Source organism: Sporosarcina sp. P16b (genome assembly GCF_002743065.1).
Classification (GTDB): Bacteria; Bacillota; Bacilli; order Bacillales_A; family Planococcaceae; genus Sporosarcina.
Window position 1 is genome coordinate 480,543 of sequence record NZ_PDYO01000001.1, and the last position, 21,034, is coordinate 501,576.

At 41.9% G+C, this 21,034-nt stretch carries 23 protein-coding genes; 17 read left to right on the forward strand and 6 right to left on the reverse strand.

The genetic code is table 11. The annotated features are described in order from the left end of the window. Positions 1 to 11 precede the first annotated feature (11 nt). The 3 genes from CSV77_RS02400 to recO are packed head-to-tail and all read left to right on the forward strand — an operon-like array spanning position 12 to position 2,139. Entirely contained in the window at positions 12 to 425 is a 414-nt protein-coding gene (locus tag CSV77_RS02400) for a cytidine deaminase (RefSeq protein ID WP_099672142.1), read from the forward strand. Next, positions 406 to 1,314: a GTPase Era gene (gene era / locus CSV77_RS02405; RefSeq protein ID WP_099630214.1), complete on the forward strand. Its 909-nt coding sequence runs from the start codon at positions 406 to 408 to the stop codon at positions 1,312 to 1,314. The genes CSV77_RS02400 and era overlap by 20 nt, the downstream gene beginning before the upstream one ends. 30 nt (positions 1,315 to 1,344) lie before the next feature. Further along, complete coding sequence (gene recO / locus CSV77_RS02410; protein ID WP_099672143.1) at positions 1,345 to 2,139, forward strand: DNA repair protein RecO; 795 nt, start codon at positions 1,345 to 1,347, stop codon at positions 2,137 to 2,139. A gap of 28 nt (positions 2,140 to 2,167) precedes the next feature. Here the strand turns inward: recO and CSV77_RS02415 are convergent, their stop codons facing one another. After that, positions 2,168 to 3,547: a glycine--tRNA ligase gene (locus CSV77_RS02415; protein ID WP_099672144.1), complete on the reverse strand. Its 1,380-nt coding sequence runs from the start codon at positions 3,545 to 3,547 to the stop codon at positions 2,168 to 2,170. A gap of 314 nt (positions 3,548 to 3,861) precedes the next feature. On the opposite strand from CSV77_RS02415, the gene ccpN reads away from it, so the two are divergent. The 9 genes from ccpN (at position 3,862) to CSV77_RS02460 (ending at position 12,851) form a co-directional block, all read left to right on the forward strand. Next, entirely contained in the window at positions 3,862 to 4,500 is a 639-nt protein-coding gene (ccpN, locus tag CSV77_RS02420; protein WP_099672145.1) for a transcriptional regulator CcpN, read from the forward strand. Positions 4,501 to 4,511: 11 nt separating this feature from the next. Next, positions 4,512 to 5,330 carry a pyruvate, water dikinase regulatory protein gene (locus tag CSV77_RS02425; protein WP_099630210.1) on the forward strand — a complete coding sequence of 273 codons (819 nt, stop codon included), beginning with the start codon at positions 4,512 to 4,514 and terminating at the stop codon, positions 5,328 to 5,330. Between the two features lie 171 nt (positions 5,331 to 5,501). Continuing rightward, positions 5,502 to 7,319: a DNA primase gene (dnaG, locus tag CSV77_RS02430; RefSeq protein ID WP_099672146.1), complete on the forward strand. Its 1,818-nt coding sequence runs from the start codon at positions 5,502 to 5,504 to the stop codon at positions 7,317 to 7,319. Positions 7,320 to 7,334: 15 nt separating this feature from the next. Beyond that, a complete protein-coding gene (gene rpoD, locus CSV77_RS02435) occupies positions 7,335 to 8,504 on the forward strand; it encodes an RNA polymerase sigma factor RpoD (protein WP_099630208.1) in 1,170 nt (389 codons plus the stop codon). Positions 8,505 to 8,584: 80 nt separating this feature from the next. After that, entirely contained in the window at positions 8,585 to 9,151 is a 567-nt protein-coding gene (locus tag CSV77_RS02440; RefSeq protein ID WP_099672147.1) for a hypothetical protein, read from the forward strand. Positions 9,152 to 9,262: 111 nt separating this feature from the next. Then, positions 9,263 to 10,402: an acyl-CoA dehydrogenase family protein gene (locus CSV77_RS02445; protein ID WP_099630342.1), complete on the forward strand. Its 1,140-nt coding sequence runs from the start codon at positions 9,263 to 9,265 to the stop codon at positions 10,400 to 10,402. Between the two features lie 138 nt (positions 10,403 to 10,540). After that, entirely contained in the window at positions 10,541 to 10,918 is a 378-nt protein-coding gene (gene cccA, locus CSV77_RS02450) for a cytochrome c550 (protein WP_199173117.1), read from the forward strand. A gap of 117 nt (positions 10,919 to 11,035) precedes the next feature. Further along, entirely contained in the window at positions 11,036 to 11,743 is a 708-nt protein-coding gene (locus tag CSV77_RS02455) for a tRNA (adenine(22)-N(1))-methyltransferase (RefSeq protein ID WP_099672148.1), read from the forward strand. Beyond that, positions 11,730 to 12,851 (forward strand): Nif3-like dinuclear metal center hexameric protein, encoded by a 1,122-nt coding sequence (locus tag CSV77_RS02460; RefSeq protein ID WP_099672149.1) that lies wholly within the window; start codon positions 11,730 to 11,732, stop codon positions 12,849 to 12,851. Before CSV77_RS02455 ends, CSV77_RS02460 begins: the two co-directional genes overlap by 14 nt. A 40-nt stretch (positions 12,852 to 12,891) precedes the next feature. Here CSV77_RS02460 and CSV77_RS02465 read toward each other — a convergent pair whose 3' ends face one another. Together CSV77_RS02465 and vrrA are read right to left on the reverse strand one after the other, a co-directional pair. After that, positions 12,892 to 13,857, reverse strand: a complete 966-nt coding sequence (locus tag CSV77_RS02465; RefSeq protein ID WP_099672150.1) for a 4-hydroxy-3-methylbut-2-enyl diphosphate reductase — start codon at positions 13,855 to 13,857, stop codon at positions 12,892 to 12,894. A 69-nt stretch (positions 13,858 to 13,926) separates the two neighbouring features. After that, positions 13,927 to 14,376 carry a VrrA/YqfQ family protein gene (gene vrrA, locus CSV77_RS02470; RefSeq protein ID WP_099630202.1) on the reverse strand — a complete coding sequence of 150 codons (450 nt, stop codon included), beginning with the start codon at positions 14,374 to 14,376 and terminating at the stop codon, positions 13,927 to 13,929. Between the two features lie 109 nt (positions 14,377 to 14,485). Here vrrA and CSV77_RS02475 point away from each other — a divergent pair, with 109 nt between their 5' ends. Together CSV77_RS02475 and CSV77_RS02480 are read left to right on the forward strand one after the other, a co-directional pair. Further along, positions 14,486 to 15,781: a DEAD/DEAH box helicase gene (locus CSV77_RS02475; RefSeq protein WP_099672151.1), complete on the forward strand. Its 1,296-nt coding sequence runs from the start codon at positions 14,486 to 14,488 to the stop codon at positions 15,779 to 15,781. After that, on the forward strand, positions 15,778 to 16,680 hold the full coding sequence (locus CSV77_RS02480; RefSeq protein ID WP_099672152.1) for a deoxyribonuclease IV: 903 nt from the start codon (positions 15,778 to 15,780) through the stop codon (positions 16,678 to 16,680). The genes CSV77_RS02475 and CSV77_RS02480 overlap by 4 nt, the downstream gene beginning before the upstream one ends. Positions 16,681 to 16,714: 34 nt before the next feature. Here CSV77_RS02480 and CSV77_RS02485 read toward each other — a convergent pair whose 3' ends face one another. Continuing rightward, a complete protein-coding gene (locus CSV77_RS02485; protein WP_099672153.1) occupies positions 16,715 to 16,957 on the reverse strand; it encodes a hypothetical protein in 243 nt (80 codons plus the stop codon). Positions 16,958 to 17,056: 99 nt separating this feature from the next. On the opposite strand from CSV77_RS02485, the gene CSV77_RS02490 reads away from it, so the two are divergent. From CSV77_RS02490 to CSV77_RS02500, 3 genes are read left to right on the forward strand one after another with little or no spacing between them, the layout of a single operon-like run. Next, on the forward strand, positions 17,057 to 17,827 hold the full coding sequence (locus tag CSV77_RS02490) for a metal ABC transporter ATP-binding protein (protein ID WP_099672154.1): 771 nt from the start codon (positions 17,057 to 17,059) through the stop codon (positions 17,825 to 17,827). Further along, complete coding sequence (locus CSV77_RS02495; RefSeq protein WP_099630197.1) at positions 17,824 to 18,654, forward strand: metal ABC transporter permease; 831 nt, start codon at positions 17,824 to 17,826, stop codon at positions 18,652 to 18,654. Before CSV77_RS02490 ends, CSV77_RS02495 begins: the two co-directional genes overlap by 4 nt. A gap of 25 nt (positions 18,655 to 18,679) precedes the next feature. Next, a complete protein-coding gene (locus CSV77_RS02500) occupies positions 18,680 to 19,096 on the forward strand; it encodes a Fur family transcriptional regulator (RefSeq protein ID WP_099637287.1) in 417 nt (138 codons plus the stop codon). Positions 19,097 to 19,301: 205 nt separating this feature from the next. On the opposite strand, the gene CSV77_RS02505 is transcribed toward CSV77_RS02500, so the two are convergent. After that, positions 19,302 to 19,892, reverse strand: coding sequence for a 5' nucleotidase, NT5C type (locus tag CSV77_RS02505; RefSeq protein ID WP_099672155.1), 591 nt, complete (start codon positions 19,890 to 19,892; stop codon positions 19,302 to 19,304). Beyond that, positions 19,889 to 21,016, reverse strand: a complete 1,128-nt coding sequence (gene ispG / locus CSV77_RS02510; protein ID WP_099630194.1) for a flavodoxin-dependent (E)-4-hydroxy-3-methylbut-2-enyl-diphosphate synthase — start codon at positions 21,014 to 21,016, stop codon at positions 19,889 to 19,891. The genes CSV77_RS02505 and ispG overlap by 4 nt, the downstream gene beginning before the upstream one ends. Between the last annotated feature and the right edge of the window lie 18 nt (positions 21,017 to 21,034).

Below are 21,034 nucleotides of genomic sequence, written 5' to 3' on the forward strand. Positions count from 1 at the left end.
ATGGTATGTAGATGCAAGTAGAACAATTAATGAATGAAGCAAAGCAAGCGATGAAAACGGCCTATGTGCCCTATTCAAAATTTCCAGTAGGTGCTGCATTAGAGGCTAGTGACGGTACCATATATCGTGGATGCAATATTGAAAACTCTGCGTATGGTTTATCCAATTGTGCAGAGAGAACAGCTATTTTTAAAGCGGTATCTGAAGGTGTTACATTGTTCAAGTCAATCACAGTAATTGGCGATACGGAAGGTCCAATTGCGCCGTGCGGTTCTTGCCGTCAAGTCATTGCGGAATTTTGCGCACCGAACATGCCTGTATACTTGACGAATTTGAAAGGTGTTATACACGAAACAACAGTAGACCAGCTATTGCCGGGTGCTTTTTCCAAGGAGGATTTAGATTATGCAGAAGAACAACTTTAAGTCAGGCTTTATTTCCATCATCGGACGTCCCAATGTAGGGAAATCTACATTTATCAACCGCATGGTCGGTCAAAAAATTGCGATTATGAGCGACAAGCCGCAAACTACACGAAACAAAGTACAGGGAATTGTGACAACCGATACATCTCAGATGATTTTCATCGATACACCAGGTGTTCACAAACCGAAACACCGCCTAGGCGACTTCATGTTGAAAGTGACACGCAGTACGCTAAGCGAAGTCGACGTCATCATGTTTATGGTCAATGCGGATGAAAAAATCGGTACAGGTGATAGATTTATTATGGAATGGCTCGAGAAATCCAAGACTCCTGTATTTTTGGTCATCAATAAAATCGACCTTGTGCATCCTGATCAATTATTCGAGATCATTACATCGTATACAAATGAAATGAAATTTGCGGAAGTAGTTCCAATCTCTGCGCTAAACGGCAATAATATTGAACGATTGGTGGAAACGCTAGAAAGTTATCTAGAAGAAGGCCCACAATTTTATGATGCAGAGCAAGTGACGGATCACCCAGAACGTTTCATCATTTCCGAAATGATTCGTGAAAAAGTGTTGCACACTACACGCGAAGAAATTCCGCACTCGATTGCGGTAGCGATTGAAAGCATCGAGCAAGACCCCGTAACTGACAAAACGCATATCCGCGCGACAATCATTGTGGAACGTGATTCACAAAAAGGGATTGTCATCGGTAAAGGTGGTAAGCTCTTAAAAGAAATCGGTGTGAAGGCAAGAAAAGATATCGAAATGTTGCTTGGACATAAAGTATATTTGGAGCTATGGGTGAAAGTCCAGAAAGACTGGCGTAACCGTCCAAGTCGTTTGAAAGAATTCGGATTTAACGAGGAAGACTACTAAGCTGTCTGTCCTGCTAAAGGAGAGAGCGTATTGCTGAATAAGTTGGAAGGCTATATTATCAAAAGTATCCCTTACGGAGAATCCAATAAAATCGTGACGATCTATACGAAAGAAGCAGGAAAGATCACGGCGATGGCAAGAGGTGCGAAAAAGCCCGCGAGTCGCTTAGCGGCTATTACACAAACCTTTACGCACGGCTATTTTCTTGTTCGTGCAAGCAGGGGCATGGGATCGCTTGAGCAAGGCGAGCTTATCAGCAGCGTTCGTCACATTCGTTCTGATTTAGAGACGACTGCATATGCGGGCTTGATTGTAGAGTTGCTTGATCGTCTAACGGAATCTGAACAGCCGAATGCTAGCATATTTCGTTTGCTTAACGAGTCATTTAACGCTATGGAAGAAGGCTATGACGCAGAAGCCATCACACTGTTCGTTCAGTGGAAGATGCTGCCGGTTGCTGGAATACACCCTATACTTCACGAGTGTGCAAGTTGTGGCGCTACAGAAGGTGAATTCGCATTCTCTTTCCAGCAGATAGGTTTTCTCTGTCATCGCTGCTTTCACGTCGATCCTTATATTATTCGGCTGTCACCTACACAAATTAAATTGATCCGAATGTTTTATAATGTTCCGCTCGATCAGATTGGTAAGCTGACATTAAAGAAACCGACAAAGACATTTATGGCGAAGCTTGTATCAACGATTTATCAGGAGCAAACCGGGATCTTTCTAAAATCCAGAAAGTTCATTGAGCAATTGGAACGTACACCTGAATTGCAAAAACCAAAAGAACGAACTAAAGAAAGCCCAGAAGAGGAAGGCTGATGCCAACTTCTCCTGGGCTTTCCTATGATTAGAATTGTAGGTGTTTCTGAATATATGCTGCAACGTCTGCAATAGGCATGCGTTCTTGTTCCATAGAATCACGGTGACGAACAGTCACTTGTTGGTCTTCTAGTGAATCAAAGTCAAATGTAATACAGAATGGAGTTCCAATTTCATCTTGACGACGGTAACGACGTCCGATGGATTGGGAATCATCATATTGTACTGGGAAATGCTTTGAAAGCTCTGCATATACTTTTTCTGCATCATCCGCAAGTTTTTTGGACAATGGAAGGACTGCTGCTTTGATTGGTGCTAATGCTGGGTGGAAACGAAGAACGGTACGTGTATCGCCGTCTTCAAGTTCCTCCGTATCGAATGCGTCACATAGGAAAGCCAACGTTACGCGGTCCGCACCAACGGAAGGCTCGATACAGTACGGTACGTATTTTTCATTCGTAATTGGATCTTGGTAATGGAAGTCCTCGCCTGAATATTCCATATGACGCTTCAAGTCGAAGTCCGTACGGTTAGCGATTCCCCATAGCTCTCCCCAGCCAAATGGGAATTTGTATTCGATGTCCACAGTTCCTTTAGAATAGTGGGATAGCTCATCTTCATTGTGTTCGCGAAGACGAATATTATCTTTCTTCAAACCGAGTTTCAATAATAATCCTTCAGACTGGTCAATCCAGTACTTATACCACTGCTCATCGTCGCCTGGCTTACAGAAGAATTCAAGTTCCATTTGTTCGAATTCACGAGTACGGAATGTGAAGTTCCCCGGTGTGATTTCGTTACGGAAACTTTTTCCTACTTGTGCAATACCAAAAGGTACTTTCTTTCTCATAGAGCGTTGAACATTTTTGAAGTTCACGAAGATACCTTGTGCTGTTTCAGGACGTAGGAAGATTTCGTTAGCAGAGGAATCTGTTACACCTTGGCTTGTTTTGAACATTAAGTTGAATTGACGGATTTCTGTATAATCCAACGCACCACATGTAGGACATTTGATTTCGTGTTCTTGAATCAAATCGAACATTTTATCAAACGGTAGGCCATCAACGACCATTTCAATTCCCTTTGCGTCCAATGCTTCCTCAATTAATTTATCTGCACGGTGACGGGTATTACATTTTTTACAGTCAATCATCGGATCGTTAAAGTTTCCAATATGACCGGATGCTTCCCAAACTCTTGGGTTCATCAGGATTGCGGAATCAAGACCTACGTTATAAGGTGATTCCTGGATGAATTTCTGCCACCAGGCACGCTTGATATTGTTTTTCAGTTCGACACCTAGTGGACCGTAATCCCAAGTGTTCGCTAAACCGCCATAAATATCAGACCCTGGGAATACGAATCCCCGTTGTTTTGAAAGATTGACTACTTGTTCCATAGATAACATTCTAAACGCCTCCAATTAAAATAAGCACACGTCTCCGGACATAGATCATGTCCGGGGACGAGTGCATGATAACCCGCGGTTCCACCCCGATTGGTTTTTCAACCCACTTTCATAATGAATGTTTCAACTCCCGGCTGCCGTTTCGTGTAGGTACAGGCTTTCACTATCCCTGCTCGCTCAAAATATACACTACTTATTGACCGTTCTTCGTTTACTTGATTCAAAATTAGTTTAGCATGCTTCTCCTTTCTTCGCAATAGCGAGCGTGTTGATATATAATTAGACAGTAAATACAACTTTGAAGTCTGAAGGCGGTGACATGTTTGGAATTAAATACACGTCAGAATGAAATCCTCGACATCGTCAAAGGAAACGGTCCGATTACAGGAGAGCAAATTGCTGAACGTTTACATTTAGCACGCGCTACGATCCGGCCAGATTTAGCAATCTTGACGATGGCTGGATTTTTGGATGCACGACCGCGTGTAGGTTATTTCTATTCAGGTAAGAAACCTATTAAATCCGTTGCGGATGGCATGGTGGATATGATTGTAGCTAATTATCAATCGAGGCCAGTCGTCATTACTGAAAATCTATCAGTATATGACGCGATTTGCCAACTGTTTTTAGAGGATGTTGGAACACTATTCGTAGTGGACCAGCAGTCGTTATTGACAGGCGTTGTATCACGTAAGGATCTGTTGAGAACGAGCATCGGAAGAACAGAACTAGAAAAGATACCCGTGCATGTCATTATGACAAGAATGCCGAATGTCACATATTGCAAAAAAGAAGATACACTCATTTCCGTTGCCAAAAAAATGATGGACAGCCAAATCGATTCATTACCTATAGTTCAAGAGTGTAAAAACGGACTTGAAGTAATGGGACGAGTGACAAAAACAAATATTACTGCCGCTTTTCTTTCATTAGTGGAAGATCAAGATGTGTGAGGAGTGACTACATGACAAAATTCACATTATTCATTGTCTCCGATTCCGTCGGGGAAACTGCAGGTCTTGTGACGAAAGCGGCTGCGAGTCAGTTTCGTCATGATTTAGAGACGGTTTCAATAAAAAGGTTTTCGTATATAGAAGAGAATTCACAATTAGAAGAAATTGTTTTCTTGGCAAAGCAACAGCAAGCGTTGATTGTCTTTACTTTGGTCAAAAGCCAGATGAGGGAACAGCTATATGTACTTTGTGAAGAATTGGAAGTCCCTTTCGTAGACTTACTCGGTCCATTGATTGAGAAGATGGGGGACCAATTGAAACAAGAACCATTTGAAGAGCCGGGTCTTGTCAGGAAGTTAGATGATGACTATTTCAAAAAAATCGAAGCCATCGAGTTTGCAGTTCGCTATGATGACGGAAGAGACACGCGTGGTATATTGGAAGCAGACATGGTTCTAATCGGTGTGTCGCGAACATCCAAAACTCCTTTATCTCAATATCTTGCGAATAAAGGTTTTAAAGTGGCCAACGTGCCCCTTATGCCAGAAGTAGACCCACCATCAGAACTTTTCTCCATTGACCCTACAAAGTGCTTTGGCCTATGTATTTCCGTTGAGCAATTAAATTCGATTCGGAAATCTCGCTTGGAGGCATTAGGCTTGAAAGATGATGCAAACTATGCGAAAATAGCACGTATTCAACAAGAGATGGACTATTTCAATGAAATTACTACGCGTGTCGGTTGTGAAGTCATCGATGTGACGAATCGCGCGGTAGAAGAGACAGCCAATACGATTCTTAAAGCATTTTCAGCAAGGAAGGCCAACTGAACGAACTAGTTGGGTCTTCTTTTTTCTGTGTGTGTGTGTCTACTCGGCTAACATGTCATAAATGTGACATAATTGCAGATACTGAAAATAGTTATAGCAAAAAATGTCGATAAAGAAGGGTTTTTGGAAAACGTCTAGAATTTATGTATATAGAGTGGAAATGGTGATAGAATGACAAGAATATCTGACGAAACAATTGAGGAAATCCGTTCAGGAACTGACATTGTCGATTTGATCAGCGAATATGTCCAATTAGCAAAAAGAGGTAAAAACTGGTTTGGACTCTGCCCATTCCATGAAGAAGGTAGCCCGTCTTTCTCTGTTTCCGAGGACAAGCAGTTATTCCATTGTTTTGGTTGCGGCGCAAGCGGTAATGCCATCACGTTCATGATGGATATGGAAAATCGATCATTCATTGACTCCATCGTCAAACTAGGCAGTCGAATGGGATTAGAGTTGGAAAGTTCCCAAACAGACAACCAAGCGTCAAAATCCTCGTCTAATCAAAAAATGCTGAAAGCCTACACACTGGCTGCTAATTTTTATAGCCATCTGCTCTTAAACACCATAGAAGGCGAAAAAGCATTAGAATATCTAGAAAAAAGAGGATTTACGCGTGATGAGATAGAACAGTATGAAATAGGATGGTCTCCCGTTCAGTCAGATGCCTTATCGGCACTGCTGAAGAGACAAGGTTTTGATATGCAAGAAATGGAAACGGCAGGACTTTGTTTCCATAAAGAAGATGGCTCAGGTTATTTTGACCGTTTCAGGGGAAGGATCATGTTTCCGATTCAGGATGATAATGGTGCAACAATCGCATTCTCCGGCAGAAGGTTGGAGGATTCTTCTTCTGACGCTAAATATATCAATAGTCCAGAAACTCCCGTCTTTGAAAAAAGTAAGGTTTTGTTTAATTTTCACCGAGCACGTCTTAATGTTCGAAAAACGGGTAAAGTAGTACTATTCGAAGGTTTCATGGATACGATTGCAGCAGATCGTGGCGGAATAGGAAATACGGTGGCTGTTATGGGTACTGCATTATCCGCGCATCATATCGTGAAATTAAAGCGAATGGCAAAAAAAATAGTCATTTGCTGTGATGGTGACTCAGCTGGCTGGGGGGCTGCCAAACGATTTGCTGACCAATTGATGGATAGCGCAATGGATGTACTCGTTGCCACTTTGCCAGACAAAATGGATCCTGATGATTATATTAGTCAGCATGGTTCAGAAGTATTTTCGGAAAAGGTGCTTGATCAAGCGTTGTCCTATATTTCTTTCGTAGCGGCCTACTATAGAAGAGATAAAAATTTATCTGTTGATCATGATATCAAGCAATACGTACATGAAGTATTTGACGAACTGGCTCACCGTTGTTCTCCTATTGAGAAAGATTTATTGATCCAGCAACTCCACAATGAAACACATGCTTCAAAAGAGTCACTTGAACAAGAATTTACTAAGTCGATTGCAAAAAAGGCGAAACAATCGAAACAATTGCATGATTCAAGTCCTGATGAAAACAGAACTGTACAAGTTACGAGAGTCCCGGCGAATCGTGCAGAAACAGATCGCGCGGAACAATTACTTCTTGCACATCTGCTGATGGACGCAGATCTATTCGAGGAAAAACGACTGGAACTTCAAGATTTATTTGTAAGAGATGATGTCATCAAAATATTCTTTAAGTTGGCAGCGTTTTATGAACAATATGATTTGCCAAACTATCAGCGATTTGCAGAAATGCTGGAAGACCGGCAACTGAAGAAAGTCGTCATGGAAGCCATCTTAACTGAACGTTCAAAGGAGCATACCACACAAGAAGTAAATGACTGTATCCGTCATTTAAAAAGAAATCAAATGAAACGTCTAATTGATCAAAAGCGGCACGAATCTAAAGAAGCAGAAAAAAGGAACGACCTACTTAAAGCAATGGAGTTGGCCTCGGAAGTAATCCAGCTTGTGAGATCGTTAAAGGTTCTGTAAGGAGGTATAGTCACTATGACAAAAGAAGAACAAACGGGAGAAGTAGAATTGACTCTTGAAGAAGCAAAAGCAGCAATTATTGAAGCAGGTAAAAAAACAGGTGAACTAACATTAGAGGATGTAACAGAAAAACTGGCATCCTTCGAAATGGAGCCAGACCAATTTGAAGAGTTTTTAGATCAGATTGAAGCGCAAGAAATCGAAATGGATAGAAAAGAAGAAGCTGATCCCAAGGCTGAAAAAGAAGAGCAATTTGATTTAAATGATTTAAGTGTACCACCTGGCGTAAGAATCAACGATCCAGTCCGTATGTATTTAAAAGAAATAGGACGAGTAGATTTATTGACAGGTAAAGAAGAAGTAGAATTAGCGATTCGGATTATCGATGGTTTAGCTGCTGAAACAGAGCTTGAGGAAACAGGGAAAATGACACCTGCATTAGATGCTACTATTATTCGTGGTGAGAATGCCAAAAAGAAATTGGCTGAAGCGAACTTACGTTTAGTTGTCAGTATTGCAAAACGCTATGTCGGTCGCGGTATGCTATTCCTAGATTTGATTCAAGAAGGGAATATGGGTCTTATTAAAGCCGTTGAGAAATTTGACCATACGAAAGGCTTTAAATTCAGTACGTATGCAACTTGGTGGATCCGTCAGGCAATCACACGCGCAATTGCGGATCAGGCACGTACCATTCGTATTCCTGTTCATATGGTGGAAACGATCAATAAATTGATTCGTGTTCAGCGTCAATTGCTCCAAGATTTAGGACGAGAGCCGTCCCCGGAAGAAATCGGAGAAGAAATGGACTTGACTCCAGAAAAAGTTCGTGAAATATTGAAGATTGCTCAAGAGCCCGTTTCATTGGAAACGCCAATTGGTGAAGAAGACGACTCTCATCTTGGTGATTTTATCGAAGACTCAGAAGCGCAGTCTCCATCAGACCATGCAGCGTATGAATTGTTAAAGGAACAACTTGAAGATGTTTTAGATACATTAACAGATCGTGAAGAAAATGTATTACGTTTACGTTTTGGTCTAGACGATGGACGCACACGTACGCTTGAAGAAGTGGGCAAAGTATTTGGTGTTACGCGTGAGCGTATTCGTCAGATCGAAGCAAAAGCACTTAGAAAGTTACGCCACCCATCACGCAGCAAACGACTTAAAGACTTCTTAGAATAATAGGTGCATCGGCTGGAAATAGCCGATGCTTTTTACTCTTTATTTTAAAAAAGAAGATTGATACTATTGGAGGAGAAAGGATGGCTATAGATAAGAAACAGATCATCATTTCTGAAATCCGGTATTGGAAAGCCAATAAACTCCTGCCTGAGCATTATTGTGATTTCCTCATAACCTTGTATGCACAAGGAGAAGATCCGGACGAAGTGGCAGAGAAAGAATCTTCCACACTTCAAATGGAACGCAGAAAGTTGCGAGTCAAACAATTTATGATTTTGCTTATTAGCTTATTGCTTGCAGGTGTAGCATCAGTTGCTATGTTTGTACTGACGGAATATCCAGTCGCCACATTGACTGTTGCAGCTGTATTGGCTTTGATTTTCCTAACGTTCGTATCGGGAAAAACATTCAGTAAGAAAGGTTTTGCACCATTTCTCTACATATCAATGGCTTTTCTTTTATTGATGATGTCATTGAAGATTTGGACTGCATTTTTTGATGGGGATACGACATTATTGATCGGACTCCTCGTGTTGAATTGTGGTTTATGGTTATTTACTGGGAGAATCTTGAAGTTACTATACTTCACTATTTCAGGCTCACTAGGTTTATTGACAGTAGTCGCATTTTTACTATTATCTATATAAACGGACGGAATGCAATGAAGGTATTGTTATATTCCGTTCTTTTTCTATATACTAGAATGTAAGTGCTTACAAGTGCAATAGAATGGTATAAGTGGAGAGAGGATGATCATGATGAACTTTGATTTAACTCAAGAACAGCAAATGGTGAAAAAACTGATGAGAGATTTTTCAAATGAGGAAGTAGCGCCAGGTGCAGTAGATCGTGATCGCTCGGGAAAGTTCCCGGTGGAAATTTTTCAAAAGCTTTCAGAAATGGGCATGATGGGCTTACCATTTCCCGAGAAATACGGGGGTGGTGGGGCAGACACGATTAGTTTTGCTATTGTTACGGAAGAATTGAGCCGTGCATGTGCATCGACGGGTATTACGTATTCCGCTCATATTTCACTAGGTGGTGCACCTCTCAACTTATTTGGAACAAAAGAGCAAAAGCAGAAGTATCTAACGCCGATCTGTACTGGCGAATCCTTTGGGGCTTTCGGTTTGACAGAGCCTAATGCTGGATCTGATGCCGGTGGAACAGAGACGTCTGCTGTGCTTTCTAACGGGCAGTATACGATCAACGGCTCAAAGGTCTATATTACCAATGCAAGCTACGCTAAACACCTAGCATTGACGGCTGTGACGGGTCGTGAAGACGGCAAGAAAGAGATTAGCGCAATTATCGTACCGACAGATTTAAAAGGCTTTAAAATTATCGATAACTATGAAAAAATGGGCTTGCATGCTTCCAATACAACAGAATTATTGCTTGAAGATGTAGTAGTTCCAGAAGAGAATCTACTTGGCGAGAGTGGAAAAGGGCTTCAGCAATTCCTTGTAACGCTTGACGGTGGTCGTATCGGGATCGGTGCTATGGCAGTAGGTATTGCACAGGCAGCTTATGAGAGGGCTTTGAACTATTCAAAAGAACGTAAGCAATTCGGAAAGACGTTATCCTCTTTCCAAATTACACAATTCAAACTGGCTGATATGGCGATGAAGATCGAACTTGCACGGACTATGGTGTATAAAGCGGCCTGGCTGAAAGACCAAGGTAGAATGTTTACAAAAGAAGCCTCGATGTGTAAATTATATGCTTCCGAAATTGCTATGGAAGTTGCCGATGAAGCGATCCAAATACACGGTGGCTATGGCTATATGCGTGAGTACGAAGTCGAACGTTATTTACGTGATGCCAAGCTTCTTGAAATTGGAGAAGGTACTTCAGAAGTACAGCGGATGGTCATCGCTAGACAACTAGGTTGCTGAATTGCGAATTATGGCGATTCTGTCACAAAAGACGAAAAGTCGTCCAATAACACTTTCAGTTTTCTTATAGATACAGTACAATGTTAATTGTATACTGTATCTTTTACAGAATAGATTCTGGTGAAGGAGGGTAATCCAATGAATAAAAATCCTGTTGTACCATTTTTCCTAATTTTCGCGCTCGGAATTGGACTGGTTTTCTTCATGTCACTTTATGGCCTAGATCAAAAAAAGGAAATTGCTGGAGCTAACGAAGAAGGCACTGAGCAAACAACTGAAGAAGAAAGTGCAAACACTGGCGAATTTGACGCAGAAGCAGTTGCTCAGCAGAAGTGTATTAGTTGTCACGGCGATGGCTTGGCTGGCGGAATGGGGCCGGCTTTAAATAGCTCACTTGACGCAAAAGAAGCACATGATGCAATCAAAAACGGTGTTGCTGGAACTGCAATGCCAGCTGGACTAGTTCCTGATGAGAACATAGATGAAATGGTTGATTACATTTTATCATTAGACTGATTGTCTACTTAATTTAAAGAGCCAGTAAACCGGAGTAACTCTTGGTTTACTGGCTCTTTTGCATTGCACGAAATGAGTAGCGATTATACAATAGATAAGAATGAAAGGCGGGGAACCATGAATACCAATCAATTATCGGAACGTCTGGCGATGGTGGCTAGTTTTGTACCGAATCATACTGTGCTTGCGGATATTGGTAGTGATCATGCCTATCTTCCGTGCTATTTAATGAACAAAGGCAAGATACGTAAGGCTATCGCAGGAGAAGTAGTGACAGGTCCCTTTGAAGCGGCGACGCGCAATGTAGATCTTCATGGTTTTTCGGACCGTATTGAAGTGCGTCTAGCAAATGGTTTACAAGCGATAGAAGATGCTGATCATGTCGAGACCGTAACGATTGCCGGTATGGGTGGAACATTGATTACTTCCATCCTAGAAGCGGGTAAGGATCGTCTGAAGCATGTACAGCGGATCATCGCGCAACCTAATCTGCATGCGATCGCGATTCGGGAATGGGCTGTAGCAAATGGATTTATTCTTGTAGACGAAGAGATTCTACAAGAAGACAGTAAAATTTATGAAGTCCTAGTGTTAGAAAGAGGAACGGCTGATTACACGAGAACGGATTTGCTCGTCGGGCCGGTTTTACGACGTAAACTATCTACCGTGTTCCGCGTGAAATGGGAACGGGAAATGCTGGAATGGCAGCGGGTCATAAAAGCCCTTGATAACGCAGAACAAACAGAAGAAATTAAGCAAAAAAAAGCAAATATACAAGAAAATATAGAATTAGTCAGGAAGGTGTTAGCACATGAAGAAAAGTAATGGATATCAGATCATTGAACTATTTGAAAAGTGGTCACCGAAGCGACTTGCATTTGAAGGAGATCCAATTGGATTGCACATCGGCCAATTGAATCGTGCCGTAGAAAAAGTTCTAGTTACGCTAGACGTCAACGAACAAGTGATTGATGAGGCAATTGAAAATGGGGCAACTCTCGTGATTGCCCACCACCCTCCATTGTTCCGTCCCGTTAAATCTATTTTGACCGATACACCACAAGGGAAAATGATTGAGAAATGTATCAAGCATAATATTGCGGTCTACGCTGCCCATACCAATCTGGATATTGCAGCAGGTGGTGTCAATGATATGCTAGCGGAACGTCTTGGCATACAGCAGACGGAGCCGATCGATATGACGAATTCTGAACATTTGATGAAACTCGCGGTATTTTGCCCGTCAGAAAATGCTGATGCATTGCGTCAGAAATTGGCATCTGCGGGAGCGGGTGCGATTGGCGATTACCAGGCATGCAGTTTTAGCACACAAGGTATTGGACGATTTACACCGGTTGCGGGAGCAAATCCGGCAATCGGAGAAGTAGGCGAGCCGACGCTGGTAGATGAAGAGCGGATTGAAGTCGTTTTTGCAGAAAGTCAGCAAGTTAAAGTCATCAAAGCAATGTTTGCAGCGCATCCTTATGAAGAACCGGCATTTGATTTAGTAAAAATGCAGCAGAAAACGAATGAGCAAGGGATCGGGCGTATCGGACAAATCGCTAATGAGATGACGTTAAAGGAATTCGCACAACATGTAAAAGATGTATTCGAAGTTCCCGCATTACGTTTCGTAGGTGATCCGGAGAGAAAAATTCGTAAAGTGGCGGTTCTCGGTGGCGATGGAAATAAGTACATTACGGCTGCGAAGAGAAAAGGAGCCGATGTATTCGTGACAGGGGATATGTATTATCACGTCGCGCAAGACGCGCAAGCACTCGATCTTGCCATTGTAGACCCAGGTCATAATATCGAAAAAATTATGATTGCTGGCGTTGCGAATAAAATGACAGAACTGTGTAAAAAAAATAAATTACCTGTTGAATTTATTGAATCGAAAGTCATTACTGAGCCTTTTCAATTCCTATCGTAAATAAAACCGTCGAGCACAAACTCGACGGTTTTTTCGTTGCTTATGGCTCGATCCGGATAACAGGAGTCGGGTTCTTGACTTTCGGCAAGATTTTTTCAAGCTTAAACTTTCTCTCCGGATGATGTGTTGTAGGATCTTCTTGGTCAAATTCGTTTAGGAACGCTATAACTTCTCTAACGATTATTGTAGGTGTAGAAGCGCCTGCCGTGACCGCTACTGTCTCAATGCCCATTAACCATGCAGGATCAATTTCTGAGACGTCTGAGACGCGGTATGAAGGTGTGTTTGCAATTTCTACTGATACTTGCGTTAAACGGTTGGAGTTATTACTTTTTGGATCTCCGACAACGATCAGCAACTCTGCCTCACCGGCTTGTTCTGCTACAGCTTCTTGACGAACTTGTGTAGCTAGACAAATTTCTTGATGAACTTCGATGTGAGGGAATTTACGTTGCAACTCTTCCATAAGATGTGCAACATCCCATTGACTCATGGTTGTTTGATTTGTAACCAGTAGTTTGTCATTGGTAATCTCTAAGTTATCAATATCTTCAAGACGCTCAATTAAGTGAACAGAATCGGGGGCAACGCCAATCGCGCCTTCGGGTTCCGGATGGTGCTTTTTGCCGATATAAAGAATGTCATAGCCTTCAGCTACTTTTTCTTCAATTAAGTCGTGTGTAACGGAAACGTCAGGACATGTTGCATCGATTGCGACCAATCCTTTTTCTTTCGCTAATTGGCGAACTTCAGGTGAAACACCATGTGCTGTGTAGATTACAGTTCCCTTATCTACTTTGCGTAAAATTTCCAGGCGGTTTTCGCCGTCCAACGTTATAATTCCGTCTTCTTCGAATGCATCTGTAACGTGTTTGTTGTGGACGATCATGCCTAATATATAAATGGGTCTCGGCAGGGTAGGATCTAGCGCAGCATTCCTCGCAATGACCATCGCATCAACTACACCGTAACAATAACCTCTTGGTGATATCTTGAGTACTTTCATTTATTCCACTCCACTCCTCTACTAACTTCTCTTTCATTATAGCGGAGATTCGTGAACGATTCAAAGAGTTCAGAAGGGAGGTTGAAAAATTCGCGGTAAAGATGGCTGATTAGTGGCTTGAGGAGGTACAGGACTAGACGTTCGCGGACCACTTGGACGTGGAGCGGAAGAAGCTGTCGGTGCGTCCGGCATAGATTGTACCCCTTTATATAATCGCCACATAGCCGGTAAATTCTGGACAAGTGGTGCAAACTGCTGAACTAATGGTGCAAATTGTTGGGCGGTATTGAAAAAACGATTGGCGGTTTGCATATATTGTTCAGCCCGTGAAGGACCGTTTTCTTGCATGCCTGCTTGCTGTTGCGGAGCACTACCACGCATTTCCCGCGGACCCCTGGGATTCCCTTGCATGCCTTGGGGGAAAGGCATGGGTGCACTTTGTTGAATAGGCGGAGTGTTAGGTGTCATCCTAGACTGAGGTGGCTGATTGCTGAACGGATAAAATGATTGATATCTCATCACGAACTCCTTTCTAATTTTTTAGTTGTTTCCCCTATATCCTATGCGAAAAAAACCACTGATGGCACCGAATCATGGTACAATAAGATTTATCTAGAGGAGGAACGATATGTCTAAATTTACTGATTATCAATTCAAACCATTTTTGAGGGAAGCCATTCAAAAATTAGGGTTTGAAGAACCAACACCCATTCAAAAAGAAATGATTCCGTTGATCATGAAAAATACAAGTGCAATCGGGCAAGCTCATACAGGAACAGGGAAATCCCATAGTTTTCTCATTCCACTTGTTGAAAAGCTTAAGCCGGAGCAGGATGAACTGCAGACGGTCATTACAGCACCGACACGTGAATTAGCTGTTCAGCTTCATGATGAATTAAAAAAGCTAATCGAAGGAACGGATATTAAAAGTGCGATCCTGATTGGCGGTACTGATAAAAAACGCTCTGCTGAACGATTGAAGAGCACACCGCACATCATCGTCGGTACACCAGGGCGTATCCAAGATATGTCGGAAACCGGCGCATTACCGATCCACACTGCCACTCAGCTCGTAATTGATGAAGCGGACCTAGCATTCGACATGGGCTTCATTGAAGACATTGATAAGTTTGCTTCCAGAATGCCGGAGAAGATCAGCATGTATGTATTCTCTGCAACGATTCCTGAAAAATTGAAGCCCTTCTTATCGAAGTATATGAACTCACCTGTTCATGTGCGGATGGATGATAAAAAACCGTTGACGGAGAATATGCATTATTCATTAGTTCCTGTTAGAAGTATGGATAAAAACAAGAAATTACTTCACGTGATGGATGCTCTTCAGCCATATCTTGCGATTATCTTCATGAACACTAAGCAAAATGCTGATCAACTAGCTATCTATTTAGCAGAGCATGGCCATAAGCCTGGGAAAATCCATGGTGATTTAACACCTCGTGAACGTACACGTGTTATGAAGAAAGTACGCGATCTAGAGTATCAATACATTGTGGCAACTGATTTAGCAGCAAGAGGGATCGATATTCCCGGTGTCAGTCACGTCATTAACTTTGAATTGCCAGATGATCTGGAATTCTTCGTTCACCGCGTAGGACGTACTGCACGTGCGGGCATGCAAGGTCATGCAATTACGTTATACGAACCGTCTGATGAAGACGCAATTAATCAAATTGAAAAGCTTGGAATTCCTTTCATACACGAAGATGTGAAAAACGGTGAATGGATTGAAGTGAAAGAGCGTCAAGCGCGTAAGAAGCGCGTGCGTGAAGTAGATGAAATTGATAAAAAAGCGGATTCCTATATTCGAAAACCAGATAAAGTAAAGCCAGGCTACAAAAAGAAGATGGCTGAACAAAAAGAAAACTTTAAAAGAAGACAAAGGAGAATAAAGAAGAAATCATGACACAAAATGATGTCCTTCTAGGTTCTCACGTATCCATGAGTGGTAAAAAGATGCTGCTTGGTTCAAGTGAAGAAGCTTTAAGTTATGGAGCCAATACATTCATGATCTATACGGGAGCGCCTCAGAACACGAGACGTAAACCAATTGAAGAATTGAATATTGAAAGTGGTACACAGAGCATGGAGGCAAATGGTCAATCAAATCTAGTCATCCATGCACCATATATTATCAATCTTGCGAATACCACGAAGCCTGAAACGTTCCGCCTAGGCGTAGACTTTTTGCAACAGGAAATTCAGCGCACTGAAGCACTTGGTGCCAATCAAATCGTTCTTCATCCAGGAGCTCATGTGGGCGCTGGAACAGAAATAGGTATCGAAAAGATTATTGAAGGCTTAAATGAAGTATTATCTGAAGACGCAAATGTTCGCATTGCACTTGAAACGATGGCTGGTAAAGGAACGGAATGTGGGAGAAGTTTTGACGAAATTGCGAAGATCATCGACGGCGTGAAGTATAATGAACGGCTATCTGTTTGTTTTGATACATGCCACGTCCATGATGCGGGCTATGACATTGTTAATGACTTCACGGGTGTCCTGGATCAATTTAACGACATTATCGGATTAGACCGAATTTCCGTCATTCATGTGAACGACAGTAAGAACATTTGTGGTGCTGGAAAAGACCGCCACGAAAATATCGGTATGGGACATATAGGCTTCGAACCGTTAGCTTATATCGTACATCATCCAGCGTTTAAAGACGTTCCGAAAATTTTGGAAACACCATTCATTGGAATAGATAAAGCGAGTAAAAAAGCACCGTATGCTGTGGAGATTGACATGTTAAAAAACCATCAATTCACTCCTGCTCGATTGGAAGAATTGCATAACTAAAAGCTTTAAGCGTTGCGTAACCGCAACGCTTTTTCTATTGAAGTTTATAGTATTCTAAATACAGCATCGTCTTCTCATATCCAATGACCGAAGTGACTTTTTCGATAAATGCGGATGGAATGCCTGTAAATAGCCAAGTGAATGAAACTTCATCCAGCAAAGGACGTAACTGCCGCACTTCTTTAGTAGACAACTCTACACCATAACTTGCCGCGTAATCTACAGCTTCCTGATCGGGCAATTGTTTAATTTCTTGAATTAACTGAAGTAAATCCATCTTCATCAATTCCTTTCAATTGGTTGTATCCCTCCGCATCTTACTATATAATTCATAAAGTAATCGGAATGATTCCGAATTAAAGGAAGGGATATGTATATGACAAATTCCATTATTAACTTAGAGCATATAACGCATAAATTTAACCATTCCATTGCGCTTTCTGATGTCAGTCTAGAAGTGAAACAAGGGGAGTTTTGGGCATTAATTGGACCAAATGGTTCGGGTAAATCCACATTGTTAAAGATCATACTAGGGTTGCTAAAACCGTCACAAGGAACCATTGAATTGTTTGGCGGGCCGATTGATTCGTTTAACCAACAACAAAGAATCGGCTACGTCTCTCAAAAGTCTAACGCATTTACGACGAAGTTCCCTGCTACTGTATTGGAAGTCGTAAAAAGTGGTTTGACTGCCAAAAAAGGACTTTTTAAGCGATTCGATAAAGAGGATGAACAGCAGGCCATTGATGCGTTACATATAGTGAAAATGGCAGACCGTAAAGATGAAAGTATAGGGGACCTTTCAGGTGGTCAACAACAGCGTGTCTTTATTGCTAGAGCCCTCGTGAGCCATCCCGATTTGCTGATCATGGATGAGCCAACAGTCGGCATCGACAGACAAAACGTTGAATCCTTCTATTCTATGCTTAGCGAACTGAATCGTGAGTACGGAATAGCGATTTTACTCGTGACACATGAAATCGATGTCGTAACGAAGCTCGCAACGCACATTGCATGCTTGAATCGTTCTATCCATTTCCATGGTGTCCATGCTGACTATGAAAAAATGAGTGAGACGGAATTGTCTGGTTGGTACGGTCATCCTATTCGTCGGCTCCATCAAAAAGAAACGGAGCCGGTTAAATGATTGAAGCTATTTTCACCTATGAGTTTTTACAAAATGCTATTTTATCCGGGCTGATTATCGGTCTAATCGCTCCCATGCTCGGCTTATTTATCGTAGTGCGTCGGATGTCGATGATTTCAGATGCGCTTAGTCACGTAGCACTTGCAGGGATTGCAGGCAGTCTCTATTTAAGTCAGCAAGTATTGTTCTTTGCAGCGCTTAATCCAGTATATTTAGGAATGGGCGCTGCGGTAGTCGGATCTTTATTGATCGAGCGATTGCGCAGAGTGTATAAAAGCTTTGAGGAACTGGCGATTCCGATTATTTTATCTGCCGGAATTGGTTTTGGGGCCATATTCATTTCTCTTGCCAAAGGATTCGGCACAGATTTAGTCGGTTATTTATTTGGATCAGTGTCCGCCGTGAGTCGGCAAGATTTATATATTGTTATGTTAATAGCTGTTATGGTGATCGCATTTATCTATTTCTTATATAAAGAGTTATTTTCATTGGCATTTGATCCCGAGTATGCACGAGTTTCTGGAATTAATGAACGCGTCATTCAGGCAGCATTTATGATTATCACAGCGCTAGTTATTGGTGCATCGATGCGAATCGTTGGAATTTTGCTTGTATCTTCGTTGATGACATTGCCTGTGGCGGCAGCTATCCAAGTAGCCAAAAGTTATAAAGGTGCACTGGTATATTCCATACTATTTGGGGAAATTGCGGTGGTCATCGGACTGATTTCTGCGTATTACTTAGATATCGCGCCTGGTGGGACCATTGTAGTTACATCGGTGTTCATTTTACTGTTAGTACTTTTCTGGAAAAAAGTACGGTCATGAGAAGCAGGAAAGGTGGCGTTAGGCTATGTCAATAGATGAAGCATGGGATATTCTATTGAAATATGATTATAAACGAACAAGAAATCGCGAGATATTATTGCAGTTTTTTGATCAAGCGGATCGGTATGTGACGGCTATGGAAGTCCGAGTAGCTGTGGAGCAGGATAATCCAGGCATTAGTTTTGATACGATTTATCGGAATCTTGCCATGTTCTCAAAGCTTGGAATTTTAGATGAGACTGAATTGAACGGCGAACGACTTTTTCGCATGCAATGCGCAACGGATCACCATCACCATCATTTCATTTGTACGACGTGTGGTGGGACGAAATCCATTCCGATTTGTCCGATGGATAGTGTGACAGTCAATTTGTCTGATTATGAAATAGAGGGGCATAAGTTCGAGATTTATGGTAGATGTCCGAGTTGTATAGCTGGGTAGGTTAAAAAGGCAGTACATCATTTTATGTTCATGATGTACTGCCTTTTATTATGTACTAGTATTTGGATGGAAGTAAACGGTAAGATCATTCCGGTTTATTTTACCTGGATTCTCACATTATTATACATGTGAGAATCCAGGTAAGGTGAAGAAATAGAAGTATACTACGAAAAAAAGAGCACCGCAATGTGCGATGCTCTTCCGATCACTTACTCTTTATCATTTCCGTCGCGTGGAACAGCTGCCTAACGTACTGATCAGCTTGTTTCCAATTCGCTACACGTATGACGCCTTTTGGAATTGGATCTTGGTTATAAGGTGTATCAAACAAGAACACCGGAATATCCAATTCTTCATGAATCCCAACTGCATTGTCATGCTTGTCCTCGAAGAATACATCTACGTTGAATTGCCTAGCCGTCTCAATTTTATGATGTGTGCCAATCAACTCTACGTGGTCATAAGGTATTTGTTGCTCATGAAACCAGTTCGTTGTAGACTCGAGTACATTTCGACCACGTGCCGAAATATAAAACAACTCGAACTGTTTCTGCCAATTCGTTAAGACTTCTTTTGCAAATTCTTGAGGGGGGGAAGTCTGATAGATCAATTCTTCCGTTTCCTTGTACCATTGCCCAAACTGTATAGGATCCACATCAAACGCTTTCGTCAAATCATACTCTTTAATATCATCGAGTGTCAGATTGGAACCGAAATGTTTGTTGATGTGGGGGAGAAGGGCTGTCGGAGTAGTTACCGTTCCGTCAATATCGATCCCGAAACGAATATCCCTCATTCAGAAACGCTACCTTGTGCTGCAAGTGCTTCTTCTTGTCTCTTCTTCTCAAAATACTCCTCAGCCAAAATGTCGATTTCTTTTTTCAATTCCTCGACCATTGTCTCTTCAGGAACTTTACGTACGGTTTTACCATGCATGAAGAGTAATCCCTCACCACGAGCACCGGCGATTCCAATATCTGCTTCACGTGCTTCACCTGGTCCGTTTACCGCACAGCCAAGAACTGCTACTTTTAATGGCGCTTTAATGTTCGAGATATATTCTTCTACTTCATTGGCAATCGAGATCAAGTCGATTTCGATACGGCCGCATGTAGGGCAAGAAATTAATGTTGCAGAGTTAGACGATAAACCGAATACTTTCAGCAACTCTTTCGCTACTTTGATTTCTTGAACTGGATCCGCACTTAACGATACGCGCATCGTGTTACCGATCCCTGAAGATAGAAGAGAGCCAAGTCCTGCTGCACTCTTAATCGAGCCCGCGAATAACGTACCGGATTCTGTAATACCCAAGTGCAATGGATAATCAAATGCCGCTGCCGCTAGCTTGTACGCTTCGATCGCCAAGTTAACGTCAGAAGCTTTAAGTGACACGATAATATCGTGGAAATCCAAATCTTCAAGGATTTTGATGTGATGCAATGCACTTTCGACCATACCTTGCGCTGTAGGGTAGCCATACTTTTCAAGAATTTTTTTCTCGAGTGAACCTGCGTTGACACCAATACGGATCGGTATACCTTTCGCCTTTGCCGCATTGACAACAGCCTCTACTTTTTCTTTACGGCCGATATTGCCTGGATTGATACGAATTTTATCTGCACCTTGTTCAATTGCAATCAATGCTAATTTATAGTCAAAGTGAATATCCACTACTAACGGAATATTGATCTGCTTTTTGATTTCACCAATCGAATACGCTGCACGCTCATCGGGACATGCTACACGTACGATTTGGCAGCCTGCATCCTCCAAACGTTTAATTTCTGCAACTGTTGCTTCGACATCATGTGTTTTTGTCGTCGTCATGCTTTGCATAAACAGCTCATTGCTTCCCCCTATTGTCAAATTACCGACTTTTACGGGACGGGTATTGGAACGATGAATCATTTCAGTCATTATGTCTCTCTCCTTCAA